This is a genomic window from Actinomadura pelletieri DSM 43383 (assembly GCF_003634705.1).
Taxonomy (GTDB): domain Bacteria; phylum Actinomycetota; class Actinomycetes; order Streptosporangiales; family Streptosporangiaceae; genus Spirillospora; species Spirillospora pelletieri.
The window spans coordinates 899,208-914,947 of the sequence record NZ_RBWU01000002.1 but is presented as its reverse complement, the minus strand read 5'-3'; the positions used below and the strand labels follow the sequence as shown (position 1 = coordinate 914,947).

Here is a 15,740-nt window from a genome sequence, read left to right as displayed (position 1 = left end):
CGCGCCTAGACGAGGTTGTCCTCGACGGCGAGGCCGAACTCGCCGCGCCCGTACATGGAGAGGGCGTGGTCCACGTCGTTCGCGACGTGGACACTGCCCGCGTGGGCGTCGCGCCAGGCGCGTTCGATGACGTTGCCGCGATGCAGGGAGTTGCCGCCCGCGGTCTTGAAGAGGATGTCGATGGCCTCGATGGCGCGTTCGGTGCCGCGGACCTGGTCGCGGCGGGCGCGGAGGCGGAGTTCCATCGGGATCTTCTCGTCGCGGGCGGCGTACTCGTGGATCTCGCGGATGTTCCGGTCGGTCTGCAGGATCGCGGCGTCGATCTCGGACGCGGCGCGCGCGACCGCGACCTGGGCGAACTGGTCCTCGGCGAAGCGACCGCCGCCGAGGCTGAGGCGGATCCGGTCGCGCATCAGGGTGACGTAGTGGTCGTGGCAGCCCGCGGCCATGCCGATGACGGCGGCGGTGATCGTGTTGGTGAAGACGGTGCCGAACGGCATCCGGTAGAGGGGGCCGGGGTTGACCTCGCTACCGGGGATGTGCAGCCGTGCCTGCTCGATGTTGCGCATGGCGCGGTGGGACGGGACGAACGCCGTCTCGACGACGATGTCGTCGCTGGCGGTGCCGCGCAGGCCCATCGAGTCCCACACCTCGCGGATCTCGTAGTCGCGCCTGGGGACGAGGACCGTCATGAAGTCGACGGGACGCCCCTCGGCCCCGACGAGGAGGGCGCCGAGCAGGGCCCAGGAGGCGAACTCGACACCGGACGAGAACGACCAGCGGCCGGACACCTCGAAGCCGCCGTCGACGGGGGTGAGCCGTCCGATCGGGGCGTACGACGAGGCGACGAGGGTGTCCGGGCCGGGGCCCCAGACCTCGCGCTGCGCCTCGTCCGGGAACAGGCCGAGATGCCAGGAGTGGACGCCGAGGATCGCGGCGACCCAGCCGGTGGAGCCGCACGCGCCGGAGACGGCGCGGACGACCTCGTAGAAGGCGACGGGATCGTCCTCGGCGCCGCCGTGCCGGGTGGGCTGGAGCATCCGGAACACGCCCGCGGCGGTGAGTTCGCGGATGGTCTCGACGGGGACGCGTCCCTTCTCGTCCACGGCACGGGCGCGTTCGGCGATGCCGGGCAGCAGCGCCCGTACGGCCTCCAGGACCTCGTTGCTCATCGACGGCTCCCCTCTCCGACCGGCTTGACCTCGACATTACTTGAGGTCTTAGCGTCCTGAACGACCGAGGTCGGAGGAGGACAACTGATGCGAGTGGCGGGATTCACCGAGCCGGGCGGACCCGAGGTCCTGAGGATCCTGGACGTCCCTGTCCCGGAGATCGGGCCCGGGGAGGTGCGCGTCCGGGTGCGGACGGCCGGGGTGCAGCCGTTCGACCTGGCCGTCCGGGCGGGATGGACGCCGCCGGGGACGCCGGAGGGCCTCCCCCGCGTGCCGGGCAACGAGTTCGCGGGCGTGGTCGACGAGATCGGCGACGGCGTCACCGCCGTGTCACCGGGCGAGGAGGTGCTCGGCTACTGCCGCCTCAACGCCTACGCCGAGTACGTCGTCGTCCCGGAAACGGCGCTGGTGCGCAAGCCCACGAGCATGGGGTGGGAGGTGGCGGGCGGCTTTCCCGCCGCGGTGATGACACCGCACATCGCGTTGGAGGAGATGGCGGTCGGGCCGGGCGACACGCTGCTGGTGCACGCGGCGGCGGGCGCGGTCGGGACGGTCGCCGTGCAGCTGGGCCGCGCCGCCGGGGCCACGGTCATCGGCACGGCGAGCGAACCCAACCACGACTACCTCCGGTCGATCGGCGCTATCCCCGTCGCCTACGGCGACGGCCTCGAGGAGCGCGTCCGGTCCGCCGCGCCGAACGGGGTCGACGCCGCGCTCGACGGCGCGGGCGGGGACGCCCTGGCCGTGTCCCTCAAGCTGGTCGAGGACAGGAACCGCATCATCACGATGGTCGAGCACGAGCGCGCGGCGGAGTTCGGCGTGCGGATCACGCCCCACAAGAGGTCGGCGTCCCGGGTCGCGGACGCGGCGCGCCTGTACGACGAGGGACGCCTGAAGATCCACGTGCGCGGGGTGTTCCCGCTGGATCGGGCCGCGGACGCGCACCGCGAGGTCGCCACCGGCCACGGCCGGGGCAAGGTCGTCCTGGCCGTCCAGGGCTCCGGCTAGTCCGCCGCCACCGGCTCCCGGGCCGAAGGCACGGGCGGCGCCGGCGACTCGGTGACCGCCAGGCGTGCGTGGACGCGGCGCAGCGGGCCCGGCGCCCACCAGTTCGCCCGCCCGGCGAGCCGCATCGCGGCCGGGACGAGCAGCGCCCGGATGAGCGTGGCGTCGAGCAGCACCGCCAGGGCCATGCCGATGCCGAGCATCTTGAGGAACACCACGCCCGATGTCGCGTACGAGGCGAACGACACCGCGAGGATCGCGGCGGCCGTGGTGATCAGCGGGGCACCGCGCTGGAGCCCGACGGCGACCGAGCGGGCGTTGTCGCCGGTCCGGTCGTACTCCTCCTTGATCCTCGACACCATGAAGATCTCGTAGTCCATGGACAGCCCGAACGCGACGCAGAACATCAGGATCGGGATGCTGGGCTCCAGGCTTCCGGTGGCGGTGAATCCGAGCGTCCCGGAGAGGTTCCCGTCCTGGAAGACCCAGACCAGCGCCCCGAACATCACCGACAGGCTGAGCACGTTCAGCGCCGCCGCCTTGAGCGGCACCAGAACGCTCCCGGTCATCAGGAAGATCAGCAGGCAGCTGACCGCGAGGATCAGCGCGATGACGAACGGCACCCGGTCGACCAGCGCGGTACGGAAGTCGGCGAGGTCGGCCGGGTAGCCGCCGACCACCGTCCCGTCGGGGGCGGGGACGGCGCGGACGTCGCCGACCAGGCCGAACGGATCCTTCTCCAGCGCGTCCTGCGTGGGGACGACCGACAGCCAGGCGCCGGCGGCGAAGCGCGCGGTGTCCGGGGCGGCCGTACGGCGACCGTCGACGAACGAGCCGGCCGGCGAGTCGACCTGGGCGACCCCCGGAACCCGTGCCAACGCGCCGGAGTAGCGTTCGATCTCCGCCGGCCCGGTGCCGGCCGGGACGACGACCCGGAGCGCGTCGGTCTCCTCGGCGGCGAAGCCGTCCCGGATCTCCTCCTGCACCTGGCGGCCGGACGCCGAGCCGGGCAGGACCCGCTCGTCGGGGAAGCCGGTCCTCAGCCCGAGCAGCGGCGAGCCGAGCGCCACCAGCAGGGCCACCACCGCCAGGCCGACCAGGACGGGCCGCCGCATCACCCGGACCGCGACGCCGTGCCACAGCCCCGTGTCCCAGGCGGGACGGTGCCGCCCGGCCGGTCTCGACCGGGCGAGGCGCGGGCCCACGACCGCGAGGGCGGCGGGCAGCAGCACCACGGCCCCGACGACGCCGAACAGCACGACGAAGAAACCCGCGTACGCGAACGAGCGCAGGAAGGGGAACGGGAAGGCGAGCAGGCCGAGCAGGGACACGGCGACGGTGAGCCCGCTGAACAGGACGGTGCGTCCGGCGCGTCCGACGGCCCGTGCGGCGGCCTCGTGGGGACGCGCGCCGCCCGCGAGTTCCTCCTGGAACCGGGAGACGATGAACAGGCTGTAGTCGATGCCCAGGCCCAGCCCCATCACGAGCGTCAGGTTCGCCGCGAACGTGGAGACGTCGGTGAAGGCGGCGACGCCGCGCAGCGCGGCGAGCGTGCCGAGCGTCGCGAAGATCCCGACGCCGAGCGGCAGCAGGGCCGCCAGCGGGCCACCGAAGGCGAACACCAGCAGGACGAACACGACCGGGAGCATGAGGAGTTCGGCGCGGGCGAAGTCCTGCCGCGCCTGCTCGCCGACCTGCCGGAAGACCTCCTCCTGGCCGCCGACGCGCACCTTGACCCGGGCGTCCTCACGGGTGAAGCGGGGCGACAGCTCCCCGAGCCGTTCCCGCGCCGCCGTGGCGTCACCCGCCACATGCGCGACCGCCAGCGCCGAACGGAGGTCCTCGCCGCGCAGCGTCGGTGACCTGCCACGCGACCAGTAGGAGGAGACCTGGGAGACACCGGGCTCGGCGGCGAGATCCCGGGCGACCGCCTGCCCGGCCTCGGCCGTCTCGGCGGAGTCGACGGTGCCCCGCTTCGCCGTGACCAGCAGGACCATGTTGAGGTGGCCGGTTCCGAGGCGCTGCCGAAGCTCGGTGTCGGCGCGTACCGACTCCGAGCCGGGCGACTCGAAGCGCGCGAGCGTGAGCGCGCTCATCGCGCCCGCCCCGACCACGCCCGCGACGACGAGGACGAGCAGGCCCATGCCGAGCACCCACCGTCGCCGCCGGACCGCGAACAGCCCGAGTCGACGCATGAGCGGAACGGTGGGGACGTCACCGGGCATGGACGGTCTCCTCGACGGTAGGCTACGAAACACGAGCATCCACTCGTGAAATCAAAATACGAGCGATTACTCGCATTTGTCCACCGCCAGGGGAGAACTCCTTGACCGACACGCCACGGTCACCGCGCCGCCAGGCCCGGGGGCGGCAGCGCATGGAACAGATCCTGGACGCGGCCGCCCAGGTGTTCGGCGAAGCCGGCTACGAGGCGGCCACGACCAACGCGATCGCCGCCCGGGCCGGGGTGTCGCCCGGCTCGCTCTACCAGTTCTTCTCGAACAAGGACGCCGTCGCGGCGGCCCTGGCGGCCCGCTACGTCGAGGGCCTCGGCGCGGCCCAGCGGCAGGCGCTCGCCCTCGACGTCGTGGGCCTACCCCTGGACGCGCTGCTCGACCGCGTCGTCGACCCGCTGATCGACTTCAACATCGCCCATCCCGGGTTCAAGGCCCTGTTCGCCCGCTCCGACATGCCGGAGTCGATGACGGCGGCGACGCGCCCGCTGCACGCGGCGGTCTTCGACCGCGTCCAGGCCATCATCGCCGCACGGGCCCCGGACCTCCCGGCCGACCGGTGCGCGCGCACCGCGAAGATCAGTGTCCACATTTTCCGGGCACTGCTGCCGCTCGTGCTCGCCGCCGAGGGCGACGAACGCGCGAAGCTCCGCACCGAACTGAAGCACGCGCTGCACCGGTACCTCGAACCGATCATCGGGAACGCGGCACCCCTTGACTGACGCCTCCCCGGCGTCACTTGTTAGAAAGGAAGGGCGACCCGCTATCAGCCCCGAGGGGAACAGATGTCAGCCGAGCCAGCGCTCACCGACGGAACCGGGGCCATGCCCGGCGAGGCACCGGATCCGGTGGAGTTCCGGAAGGCCATGGCGGAGTTCGCCACCGGCGTCACCGTGATCACGGCGCTCGACGGCGGGGAACCGGTCGGTTTCGCCTGCCAGTCGTTCGCGTCGGTGTCCCTGGAGCCTCCGCTGATCCTGTTCTGCGTCGACCGTCGGGGCCGTTCGTGGCCGCGGATCCGGGCGGCACGACGTTTCTGCGTGAACGTGCTGGCCGAGGAGCAGCGGGACCTGTGCGAACGGTTCGGGTCGAGGCACGGCGCGAAGTTCGAGGGGCTGGACTGGGAGGTGTCCCCGTGGGGCACCCCGGTTCTGCCGGACGTCCTGCTGGGCGTGCACGCCATCGTCCACGACGTGCACCGGGCCGGGGATCACGATGTCGTGATCGGACGGGTTCTGGGGGTCGAGCGGCACGACACGCGGGACGGCGTCTGGCGGCGTCCCATGGTGTTCTTCCGCAGCCGGTTCGGCGTCGGCGAGCCCGACGGACCGGTCGCCCCCGACCCGTGGGGCGTGGGCGACCGCTGGGGCTGGGGCTGAGTTGATTTCAGGCCCGGCCCACTGCGCTCGCCTGGCGGCTCGCTACGTGACCGTTCCTGGGGCGAACGCGACATCGCTTCGCGATCCACCCGGCTGCGCTTGCCTCCGGCTTCGCTCCGCCGGGCGGGTAACGCGTTCGGGTGCGGGCTGAGGTCGTTGTGTTGATTGCAGGCCCGGCCCACTTCGCTCGCCTGGCGGTTCGCTGCGTGACCGTTCCCGGGGCGAACGCGACATCGCTTCACGATCCGCCCGGCTGCGCTTGCCTCCGGCTTCGCTCCGCCGGGCGGGTAACGCGTTCGGGTGCGGGCTGAGGGGACCTTGAGACAGGCCCTGGGTCCTCGCGGGGAGCGCCCGCCAGGTTTGTTACCAGTGTTCGGTGCGGAGGTGGTGGTGGAGGGTGGCCAGTTCCAGGTGGGGCTGGTGGCAGCGCACGCAGGACCAGACCCCGGTGGGCACGGTGAAGCCGTGCGCCGCGGCGTCGTCCCGCGCGCACAGCTGGTGGTAGGTCTGGACGAGGCGTCGCCACGTCCGCCGGACCGCCGATGACATTCCCGCTCCCTCTCCGAGGCCATTGCTCGGCCTAGGATAGGGCAACGGGAATGTCAAGGCGAAACGCCGGTCACTGGCCGATCTTCACGCCGGGTTCGCCGTGCCGGTACTCCAGCGGTCGCATCCCGCGGCCTCCGGGCAGGTTGCCCCCGGAGCGCATCCGGCCGGTCGGCAGGATCGTGCGCCCGAAGGTGTGCTCCATCATCATCGCGGCCGCCGCGAACAGGGCCAGGACCGCGGCCGCGACGAACAGATAGCCGCCGACGTCCAGGGACCAGTTGGACGGGGCCCAGAAGCCGGCGGCGGTGAAGCCCGCGCCCGTGGCGAGGCACGCCAGCAGCAGCGCCATGACGAGGTTCACGCCGAGCGCGGCCAGCGCGCCCAGCCCGCTGATCACGGCCATGGCGATCCACCAGAACGCGAAGCCCTCGTTGACGTTGCCGAACGTCGGGGCCAGTGCCGCCGGGTAGGCGCCGATGCTGACCAGCATGAACAGCAGGCCCCAGCCGACCCAGAACGCGCCCCAGACTCCGTGCACGGCGGTGGCGAGCCCGTCACGGGCCCGGTAGGCCCACATCCCCGCCAGGAGCTGGGCGATGCCGCCGAGCACCAGGACGAGCGGCCACAGGGCCAGCGGTGTCAGGGCCGTGCCGTACCAGTCCGCCTGCCAGGCGCCGACCATCATGGTCGCGGTCGCGAGCCCGAACAGTCCGAGGATGGACGGTGCCGCGACCGGCTGCAGGGAAATGCGCGTCCGTTCCTCCCAAAGCGCGTGCTCACCGGGGACATCGGCGCCTCTGCCCGGGGCGGCCGCGCTCGCGGCGCCCTCGGCCGGCGTCGCAGCGGTCCGCCCGCCGGACATCGGCGGTTCCGCACGCTCTCTACGCCTTGCCATGAGATCCCCCTTTGGAAAATTCGGAGAGCCTACCCCCCTCCTAACCGTGCCTTGATGGGCCAAACAGGATCAGAACGGATACAAAACGACATATCGGGCAGCGATGGCCTCGTTTACCGAACGCGTCGCCGCGCATGACGTCGGCTTTACCGGCCGGCGGGATGGCAGTGGATCTCCAGGCCGGGGATCTCGCACCACCCGATCAGGTGGAACAACCTCTCGATGTGCGGGGCCACGGAGTGCAGGACCAGCAGCCGGTCGCTCTCCTGCAGCCCGCAGGCGGCGAGCGTGAAGGCCCGTAACCCCGCGACGTCGACGAACTCGACGGCGGCCATGTCGACATGGACGTCGCCGGGCGCGCGGTCGCGGGCGGCGCCGAGCGCGCGGGTCACGTCCCGCGCGTTGGACACGTCGACCTCACCGCTCAGCAGCAGCCGCGGCGCGGTCGCCGCGGCCGCGACGCGCAGCAGCGGCGTGTCGAGTTCGACGACGTCATAGCGCGGCCCGCGGCCGGGTGACACGCGGTCACCCGGCTCCAGGCCGTCCTCGTCGCCGGTGGTACGCCAGACCGTCATCCGCTCCTCACCTCGGACCGGGGCGCCGCTGCCGTGCGCGGTCCCGTCCAGGCAAGGTTCTCATCTGCCGGCGACATCCGGCCCCCGCCGGGCCGAAATGCCCTCAGAGGTGCCGAACGAGCGCGGCCGGGGTGATCGGCAGGCTCCGCACGCGGACACCGGTCGCGTGATGGACGGCGTTGCCGACCGCCGCGGCGGCCCCGACGATGCCGATCTCGCCGATGCCCTTGGCGCCCATCGGGTTCAGGTGCGGGTCCGACTCGTCCACCCAGATCGCGTCGACGTCCCGGACGTCGGCGCACGACGGGACGTGGTACTGGGCCAGGTCCCGGTTGAGGTAGTCGCCGAACTCCCGGTCGATGACGCTCTCCTCCATCAGCGCCATCCCGATCCCCATCGTCATGCCGCCGATGAACTGGGACCGGGCCGTCACCGGGTTGATGATCCGCCCGGCGGCGAAGACGCCGAGCATCCGGCGGACCCGGACCTCGCCGGTGTCGGCGTCCACCTCCACCTCGGCGAACTGCGCGCCGAACGCGTGCCGGGAGAACGCCTCCCGCGCCTTCACCTCCTCGGCCGTGTCGGCGGACGCCTCCAGACCGCCCGGCGGGAGCCCGCCGTTCAGTCCGGCGCGCAGGGCCTCGCAGGCGCGGACGACCGCGGTGCCCCAGCTCGCCGTCCCGGAGGAGCCGCCCGCGACGGTCGCCTTCGGCAGTGAGCTGTCGCCGATCTCCACCCGCACGTCGGCGAGGTCGGCCTTCAACGTCTCCGCGGCGATCAGGGCGAGGGTGGTGCGGGCGCCGGTGCCGATGTCGGCGGCGGCGATCCGGACCGTGAACGTCCCGTCCGGCTCGGCGCGAGCCGTCGCCCGGTTGGGGGCCATGTAGGCGGGATAGGTGGACGCGGCGACGCCCGTGCCGATGAGCCTGCGCCCCTCCCGGCGAACCCGAGGTGTGGGGTCGCGTTCGGCCCAGCCGAAGCGCTCGGCGCCCTCCTGGAGGCACGCGACGAGGTTGCGGGAGCTGAACGGCAGCCCGCTCTCCGGGTCCCGGTCGGGCTCGTTGCGGATGCGCAGTTCGATCGGGTCGACGCCGGTGGCGATGGCGAGTTCGTCCATGACGGACTCCAACGCGTACATGCCGGGCGCCTCACCCGGGGCGCGCATCCACGACGGAGTCGGGACGTCCAGGGCCACGAGCCGGTGGGACGTGCGCCGGTGCGGCGCCTGGTACATGACGCGGGTCGGTGTCGCGGTCTGCTCGGCGAACTCCTTGACCGTGGACGTCTGCTCCACCACGTCGTGGAGGATGGCGTTCAGGCGCCCGTCGACGTCGGCGCCGAGGCGGAAGCGCTGGATCGTCGGTGTCCGGTAACCCGTCGTCGCGTACATCTGCTGGCGGGGAACCGCGAACTTGACGGGACGTCCCACGGCGCCCGCCGCCATCGCGGCGACGACGACGTTCGGTCGAGGGGCCCCTTTGGATCCGAACCCGCCGCCGACGTGCGGGGACACGACGCGTACCCGTGTCGGGTCGAGACCGAACACCCGGGCGATGGTCTTCTGGACGGACGACGCCCCCTGCGTCGAGTCGTACAGGGTGAGGCCGCCGTCGTCGTTCCACTGGGCGAGCGTGGTGTGCGGCTCCATCGGATTGTTGTGCTCGGCGGGCGTCGTGTAGGTGACGTCCACGCGTACGGCCGAACTCCCGTACGCGTCCACGGGCTCGCCCTGTTCGGTGTCGGACGGGAAGGTGGGGTTCACCTTGTCGGGCTTGTAGAGGCCGGGATGGTCGGTGCGCAGCCGCACGTCCGGTGACTCCGCCGCGTACTCGACACGGAGACGGCGAGCCCCCTCCCGCGCTGTTTCAAACGTCTCGCCGACCACGATCGCGACGAACTGGCCACGGTAGGAGACCGTCCGGGACTGGAAAAGAGCCAGTTCGCCGTCCGGGGGATCGTGAAGTTTCGGCGCGTTCTCGTGGGACAGGACGGCGAGCACACCGGGAAGCGCCATCACGGCCTCGGCGTCCACGGCGACGACCTCACCGCGTCCGACGCCCGCCTGCACGGCCGCCGCGTACGCGACGTTCTCGACGGGATACTCGAACGCGTAGCGCGCCGCCCCCGTGACCTTCTCGCGGCCCTCCAGGCGTTCGGTCATGCCGTCCCCTCCACCAGCTCGGTCAGCGTCCGGACGATCAGGTTGCGCGCGAGCGGCACCTTGTAGGCGTTGTCGCGCAGCGGGGCCGCGGCCTCCAGTTCGGCCTCGGCGGCGCGCAGGAACGACTCCCGTGTCGCCGCCGATCCGCGCAGGACCTCTTCGGCGCGGCGCGCCCGCCACGGCTTGTGCGCCACACCGCCCAGCGCCACCCGGACGTCCCGGACCATGCCGCCGTCCACGTCCAGCGCCGCCGCGATCGACACCAGCGCGAACGCGAACGACGCCCGTTCCCTGACCTTGCGGTACCGGGACGGCATACCGAGCGGCGGAACCTCGACCGCCGTGACGAGGTCGCCCGGTTCGAGGACGGTGTCGCGTTCGGGCTCGGCGCCTGGGAGCCGGTGGAACTCGTCCATGGGGATGGTCCTCTCCCCGTCCCGGTTCCGGACGCGCACCGACGCGTCCAGCGCCGCCAGGGCCACCGCCATGTCGGACGGATGTGTCGCCACGCACGCCGTGGAATGCCCGAGGATCGCCAGGTTGTGGTGCTCGCCCTCCCGCGCCGGGCATCCGCTGCCGGGGTTCCGCTTGTTGCACGGCTTGGCGGCGTCCTGGAAGTAGGAACAGCGGGTGCGTTGCAGCAGGTTGCCGCCGACCGTCGCGAGGTTGCGGATCTGCCCGGACGCGCCCGCCAGGACGGCCTGCGCCAGCATGGGCTGCCCCTCGCGCACCGCCCGGTCCGCGGCGAGGTCGCTGTTGCTCACGGCCGCGCCGATGACGAGCCCGCCGTCCGGGGTGAGCTGGATCCGGTCGTGCGGGAGGTGAGCGACGTCGACGAGCCGGGCCGGCGTCTCGACGCCGAGCCGCATCAGATCGACGAGGTTGGTGCCGCCGCCGAGGTAGTACGTTTCGCCGTCATGGCGTGCCAGGGCGTCCTCGGCGCTGGTGGCGCGCTCGTAGGTGAAGGGTCTCATGCCTCGGCGGCCTCTCTTTCCCGAGCCGCCTGCCTCACGGCGGCGACGATGCCGACGTACGCGCCGCACCGGCACAGGTTGCCGCTCATCCGTTCGCGTATCTCGTCGTCGTCCAGGACGGGGTCGGAGCCGAGGTCATCGGTCACCACACTCGGCCAGCCCCGCGCGACCTCGTCGAGCATCCCCGTCGCGGAACACAGCTGACCGGGTGTGCAGTACCCGCACTGGAACGCGTCCTGTTCGATGAACGCCTGCTGGATCGGGCTGAGCCGGTCGCCTTCCGCGAGTCCTTCGACGGTGACGATGTCGGCGCCGTCATGCGCGACGGCCAGCGCGAGGCATCCGTTGGCGCGGCGTCCACCGATGAGGATCGTGCAGGCGCCGCACTGCCCGTGGTCGCACCCCTTCTTCGAACCGGTCAACCCGAGCGTCTCGCGCAGCACATCCAGGAGGGACGCTCGGGTGTCGACGTTGAGCCGGTGTTCCTGACCGTTCACCACGAGGGTGATGTCGGCATGTACCGGGGTGGTCGGATTCTCCATGGTTCCGGCCTACCCGGGATGGCTAGTCGATCACAACACCTCGACGGCCGTGTCCACGGCGGTTCGCACGTCTCCGTCTCGCGGGTAGAGCAGCGCGCGACCGACGACGACTCCCCGCACCGCCGGTATCCGCAGCGCGCGCCGCCAGCCGTCCAGCCACTCCCCCGGCTCCCCGCCGGTGTCGCCGCCGAACACCAGGACGGGCAGCGTCGTCGCCGCCACCACCCGTTCCATCTCCGGCACGACCGGCGCGACCAGCCACGTGTACGCCGATGTCACGCCGAGCCCGGAGGCGACCGACACCGCGCGGATCATCGCCTCAGGCGTCAGCAGGTTCCGGACGCGGCCGTCGACGCGGTGCGCGACGAACGGCTCCACCACCGCCGTCAGCCGGTGCCGCGCCAACTCCGACACGGCCCGCGCGCAGCCCTCCAGGGTGTGGACGGTCGCCGGGTCGGTGTCGTCGACGCGGAGCAGCATCTTGCCGCCGTCGAGGCGCGACGCGGCGATCGCGGCGGCGTCGTAGGCGGTGAACCGGTCGTCGGCCTCGAACACCGTGCCGGCGAGCCCGCCCCGGTTCATCGACCCGATCGCGAGTCGGCCGTCCAGGACGCCGAGCAGCATCAGGTCCTCCAAGACGTCGGGGGTGCCGATGACGCCGTCCACGCCGGGCCGGTCGAGCGCGACGCACAGCCGGTCGAGCAGGTCGCGCCGGTCCGCCATCGCGGTCAGGTCACCGCCCACCCCGAGGGTGCCCCGCGCGGGCTGGTCCGCCGCGATGAGCAGCAGCGGGCCTGACCCACCGGGCGGTTCGGCCCGGCGTTCCCTGGCCGCCGCCGCTTCGGCGATCGCCTCCGGCCGGGCGGCGCGCACGCCGGTCAGGTCGCCGGCCCGCACCTCCCCGGGCCCGCCGCCGTCCCCCATGCGTCAGGTGGACCGGTCGTTGTCGGCGATCGTCTCCAGGACCTGGCGCACCGTCTGGCTGGGCAGCGGCGGCGGCAGGCCCTTCCACTTGCGGGACGCGGCCAGCGCCGCGGCACCGGCACCGCTCCCGTACACGGCCGCCGCGACGAACGACGCCAGCTCCGGCGGCAGCTTCTTCTCCAGCAGGATCACGTTCATCCGGTACGTGGCGGCGGCCGCCATGACACCGAACGCACCCGCGACCGCCCCGAACCGCAGCGCGGGAAGGCGCTGCCGCGCCTTGGCCGCCATCTCCTCGTTCGCGGCGTCGATCACCCGCCGGACGAGCACGAGGTTCTGCTCCAGCGAGTCGTCGATCTCCGCGGGTTCGTACGACTCCGTCATGCCCACGCTTTACCCGGAAGCGCGCGAGAGATTCAAGAGAGCAATGTGTCACCATCGGTAACTTTATGGGTGCTGTAAGTTGCCGAGCGGCCCCCAGGCCCCGACGGACTTCGTGGATCCCGACAGAGAGGCCGGTCGATGCAACCGTTCGAGCTGCCCGACTTCTACGTCCCGTACCCGGCCCGGCTGAACCCGCATCTGGAGCGGGCGCGGGCCCACACCATCGCGTGGGCCCGCGAGATGAGGATGCTGGACGACCACCGCGACCCCGGCACCCCCGACATCTGGAACGAATCCCAGCTCGAAGCGATGAACTACGCGCTGCTGTGCGCCTACACCCATCCCGATTGCGACGGTCCCGAGCTCGACCTCATCACCGACTGGTACGTCTGGGTGTTCTACTTCGACGACCATTTCCTTGAGGTCTTCAAGAAGCACCACGACCAGGCGGGCGCGCAGGCGTATCTCGACCGGCTTCCCCTGTTCATGACGCTCGACCCGCCCGACCCGACCAACGCCGTGGAACGCGGCCTGGCCGACCTGTGGGCGCGGACCGTCCCGGCGAGATCGGTCACCTGGCGGCGCCGTTTCTCCGAGAGCACGCTGAACCTGCTTCGCGAATCGTTGTGGGAACTGTCCAACATCAGCGCCGGACGCGTCCCCAACCCGGTCGAGTACATCGAGATGCGCCGCAAGGTCGGCGGCGCGCCCTGGTCGGCCGACCTGGCCGAGCACGCCGCGAACGTCGAGATCCCCGAACGCGTCGTGCGGACCCGGCCGCTCCGCGTCCTCAAGGAGACCTTCGCCGACGGTGTCCATCTGCGGAACGACATCTTCTCCTACCAGCGTGAGACCGAGGTGGAAGGGGAGGTCAACAATGCCGTCCTGGTGATGGAACGTTTCCTGGGCGTCGTCCCGCAGGTCGCCGCCGACACCGTCAACGATCTGCTCACGTCCCGGCTCCGCCAGTTCGAGAACACCGCCGTGACCGAGCTGCCGCAGCTCTTCGAGGACCACGCCCTCGACCCGGTCGAGCGCCTGCGGATCACCCTCTACGTGAAGGCCCTCCAGGACTGGCAGTCCGGCGGCCACGAATGGCACACCCGCTCCAGCCGCTACATGAACGAGAAGTCGCTGGGCATGTCGGCCGCCCGGGTGCCCGCGCTGCTCCGATCGGCCCGCATCAGCGAACCGCACGTCCCGTACCAGAAGGTGGGCCCGACCTTGCTCCCGGACTTCGACATCCCGTACCCGACCCGCGTCAACCCGCACCGTGAACGCGCCGGCGAGAACGTCGTCGCCTGGTGCCGTGACATGGGCGTGTTCGGCCCGCAGCCGCGCCGTCCCGAGCCGGTGTGGGACGCGGCGCGGGTGACCGGCTTCGCGTTCGAGATCTGCGCCGCGTCCGCCGCCCCCGACGCCGATCCCGAGGCCCTCGACCTCGCGACACAGTGGCAGGCCTGGGGCGCCTTCGTCGACGACTACTTCGACGTCTTCAACCGCGACCGCGACATGGCCGGAGCGAAACAGTTCCACGCCCGGCTGCCCGCGTTCATGCCCATGAGCTGCGGTACGACGCCCGACCCGATGAGCGCCGTCGAGTCGGGCCTCGCCGACCTGTGGCGACGCACCGCCACGCCCCTGGACGACGACGGCCGACACGTACTCCGCGCCGCCGTCGAGCACATGACCGAGAGCCGGCTCTGGGAACTGAACAACCGTCTCCAGTCGCGCGTCCCCGACCCCGTCGACCACCTGGAGATGCGCCGCCGCGCCTTCGCCCCGGAACTGGCGTTGACCCTCGCCAAGGTCGAGCGCGCCCGCGCGATCCCCGCGCGGGTGTTCCAGAGCCGCACCCTCCGCGAGATCGACGCCTCCGTGATGGACGTCGGCGGCCTCCTGAACGACTGCTTCTCCTACCGGAAGGAGATCGAGCACGAGGGCGAGCCGAACAACGGCGTCCTCGCCGTGCAGAACTTCTTCGGCTGCGGCCCTGACGAGGCCCTGCCCATCGTGAACGACCTCATCACGTCCCGCCGCCGCCAGTTCGAGCGGCTCGCCGAACACGAACTTCCGGCCCTCGCCGACCGGCTCTCGTTGGACGGCACCGCCCGCGCCGCCCTCTCCGCCTACGTCGGCGACCTTCGCGACTGGATGGCCGGAGTCCTGCGCTGGCACCGCGAGACCGCCCGCTACGGCGTCCGCGACGCGCCGCCGCGCGTCCCTCGGCCCACCGGCCTCGGCACCTCGGCGTTCCGCCCGGTCAGGGGGTGAGGGACTCGCGGGCCGACATCAGGGCGAAGCCGAGGAGGTTCTGGCCCCGCCAGGCCGACACCTGCTCGGCGCGGGGGTCGTCGACCCCCAGGCCGATGCCCCAGATGCGGTCCACGGGGCTCGCCTCCACGAGAACGCGGTCACGGGTGCCGAGAAGGTAGTCGCGCAGTTCGTCGTCCTGGGAGAACTTGGCCACATTGCCCTTGGTGACGATGGCGAGGCGGTTGTCCCGCCAGGTCTGCTCGTCGAAGTTCCGGACGCGGCGGCCGAGCTTCTTCGCCTGGCTCGGATCGGAGGAGGCGACGATGGCGGCGGCGGATTTCTCGTCGCCGAACAGACGCGCCTTCTCCGCCATCATGTAGTGCTCGGCGGTGGCGTAGGTGGTGCCGTCCACGGTGAAGGGCGAGGGCCACCACTGGCTGAGACAGCCCGGGTCGATGTTCTTGTGCCCCCAGAAGAACAGGAACTCCAGCGGCGTGCCCTCGTTCTGAAGGCGGATCAGTTCGGCGACGTCCATGGGGAAAGAGTGCCAGGAGGGCCCGACAGCGGCGAGCGGCTTTCCGGCCGGGACGCGCCGTCGGGCATGAGGTCTAGACCCATTTGCGGAAACGGGCCCGTCATCGGAACATCTTCTCCATCTCAGGCGCCCTACAGGAGGACAGCAGTAACGAT

The 15,740-nt window shown here is 71.7% G+C and carries 15 protein-coding genes; 4 read left to right on the top strand and 11 right to left on the bottom strand.

Features of this window, described 5'->3' with window-relative positions; genetic code table 11:
• Positions 1-5: 5 nt before the first annotated feature.
• Entirely contained in the window at positions 6-1,172 is a 1,167-nt protein-coding gene (gene hsaA, locus BZB76_RS11030; RefSeq protein ID WP_121434166.1) for a 3-hydroxy-9,10-secoandrosta-1,3,5(10)-triene-9,17-dione monooxygenase oxygenase subunit, read from the bottom strand.
• A gap of 87 nt (positions 1,173-1,259) precedes the next feature.
• Here hsaA and BZB76_RS11025 point away from each other — a divergent pair, with 87 nt between their 5' ends.
• A complete protein-coding gene (locus BZB76_RS11025) occupies positions 1,260-2,180 on the top strand; it encodes an NADP-dependent oxidoreductase (protein ID WP_121434165.1) in 921 nt (306 codons plus the stop codon).
• Here BZB76_RS11025 and BZB76_RS11020 read toward each other — a convergent pair.
• Positions 2,177-4,402 (bottom strand): MMPL family transporter, encoded by a 2,226-nt coding sequence (locus BZB76_RS11020; protein ID WP_121434164.1) that lies wholly within the window; start codon positions 4,400-4,402, stop codon positions 2,177-2,179. The two genes, BZB76_RS11025 and BZB76_RS11020, sit on opposite strands and share 4 nt — an antisense overlap.
• A gap of 101 nt (positions 4,403-4,503) precedes the next feature.
• Between BZB76_RS11020 and BZB76_RS11015 the strand changes: the two genes are divergently transcribed.
• Both BZB76_RS11015 and BZB76_RS11010 read left to right on the top strand, forming a co-directional pair.
• On the top strand, positions 4,504-5,133 hold the full coding sequence (locus BZB76_RS11015; RefSeq protein ID WP_211342937.1) for a TetR/AcrR family transcriptional regulator: 630 nt from the start codon (positions 4,504-4,506) through the stop codon (positions 5,131-5,133).
• A gap of 63 nt (positions 5,134-5,196) precedes the next feature.
• Positions 5,197-5,790 carry a flavin reductase family protein gene (locus BZB76_RS11010; RefSeq protein ID WP_121434162.1) on the top strand — a complete coding sequence of 198 codons (594 nt, stop codon included), beginning with the start codon at positions 5,197-5,199 and terminating at the stop codon, positions 5,788-5,790.
• A 363-nt stretch (positions 5,791-6,153) separates the two neighbouring features.
• On the opposite strand, the gene BZB76_RS11005 is transcribed toward BZB76_RS11010, so the two are convergent.
• The 8 genes from BZB76_RS11005 to BZB76_RS10970 form a co-directional block, all read right to left on the bottom strand.
• Entirely contained in the window at positions 6,154-6,339 is a 186-nt protein-coding gene (locus BZB76_RS11005; protein ID WP_121434161.1) for a hypothetical protein, read from the bottom strand.
• 70 nt (positions 6,340-6,409) lie between these two features.
• Complete coding sequence (locus BZB76_RS11000; RefSeq protein WP_121434160.1) at positions 6,410-7,234, bottom strand: acetate uptake transporter family protein; 825 nt, start codon at positions 7,232-7,234, stop codon at positions 6,410-6,412.
• A gap of 146 nt (positions 7,235-7,380) precedes the next feature.
• The gene (locus tag BZB76_RS10995) at positions 7,381-7,809 is read right to left on the bottom strand and encodes an STAS domain-containing protein (protein WP_121434159.1); all 429 of its coding nucleotides are present in this window, start codon (positions 7,807-7,809) and stop codon (positions 7,381-7,383) included.
• A gap of 103 nt (positions 7,810-7,912) precedes the next feature.
• Positions 7,913-9,970: a xanthine dehydrogenase family protein molybdopterin-binding subunit gene (locus BZB76_RS10990; protein ID WP_121434158.1), complete on the bottom strand. Its 2,058-nt coding sequence runs from the start codon at positions 9,968-9,970 to the stop codon at positions 7,913-7,915.
• Positions 9,967-10,944 (bottom strand): FAD binding domain-containing protein, encoded by a 978-nt coding sequence (locus tag BZB76_RS10985; protein ID WP_121434157.1) that lies wholly within the window; start codon positions 10,942-10,944, stop codon positions 9,967-9,969. Before BZB76_RS10985 ends, BZB76_RS10990 begins: the two co-directional genes overlap by 4 nt.
• Complete coding sequence (locus BZB76_RS10980; protein WP_121434156.1) at positions 10,941-11,486, bottom strand: 2Fe-2S iron-sulfur cluster-binding protein; 546 nt, start codon at positions 11,484-11,486, stop codon at positions 10,941-10,943. The genes BZB76_RS10985 and BZB76_RS10980 overlap by 4 nt, the downstream gene beginning before the upstream one ends.
• 30 nt (positions 11,487-11,516) lie before the next feature.
• Entirely contained in the window at positions 11,517-12,410 is an 894-nt protein-coding gene (locus BZB76_RS10975; protein WP_121434155.1) for a Cgl0159 family (beta/alpha)8-fold protein, read from the bottom strand.
• Between the two features lie 3 nt (positions 12,411-12,413).
• Entirely contained in the window at positions 12,414-12,794 is a 381-nt protein-coding gene (locus BZB76_RS10970; protein ID WP_121434154.1) for a phage holin family protein, read from the bottom strand.
• A 138-nt stretch (positions 12,795-12,932) separates the two neighbouring features.
• Here BZB76_RS10970 and BZB76_RS10965 point away from each other — a divergent pair, with 138 nt between their 5' ends.
• On the top strand, positions 12,933-15,068 hold the full coding sequence (locus BZB76_RS10965) for a terpene synthase family protein (protein ID WP_121434153.1): 2,136 nt from the start codon (positions 12,933-12,935) through the stop codon (positions 15,066-15,068).
• On the opposite strand, the gene BZB76_RS10960 is transcribed toward BZB76_RS10965, so the two are convergent.
• The gene (locus tag BZB76_RS10960) at positions 15,058-15,585 is read right to left on the bottom strand and encodes an NADAR family protein (RefSeq protein WP_121434152.1); all 528 of its coding nucleotides are present in this window, start codon (positions 15,583-15,585) and stop codon (positions 15,058-15,060) included. The genes BZB76_RS10965 and BZB76_RS10960 overlap by 11 nt on opposite strands.
• Positions 15,586-15,740: the final 155 nt, after the last annotated feature.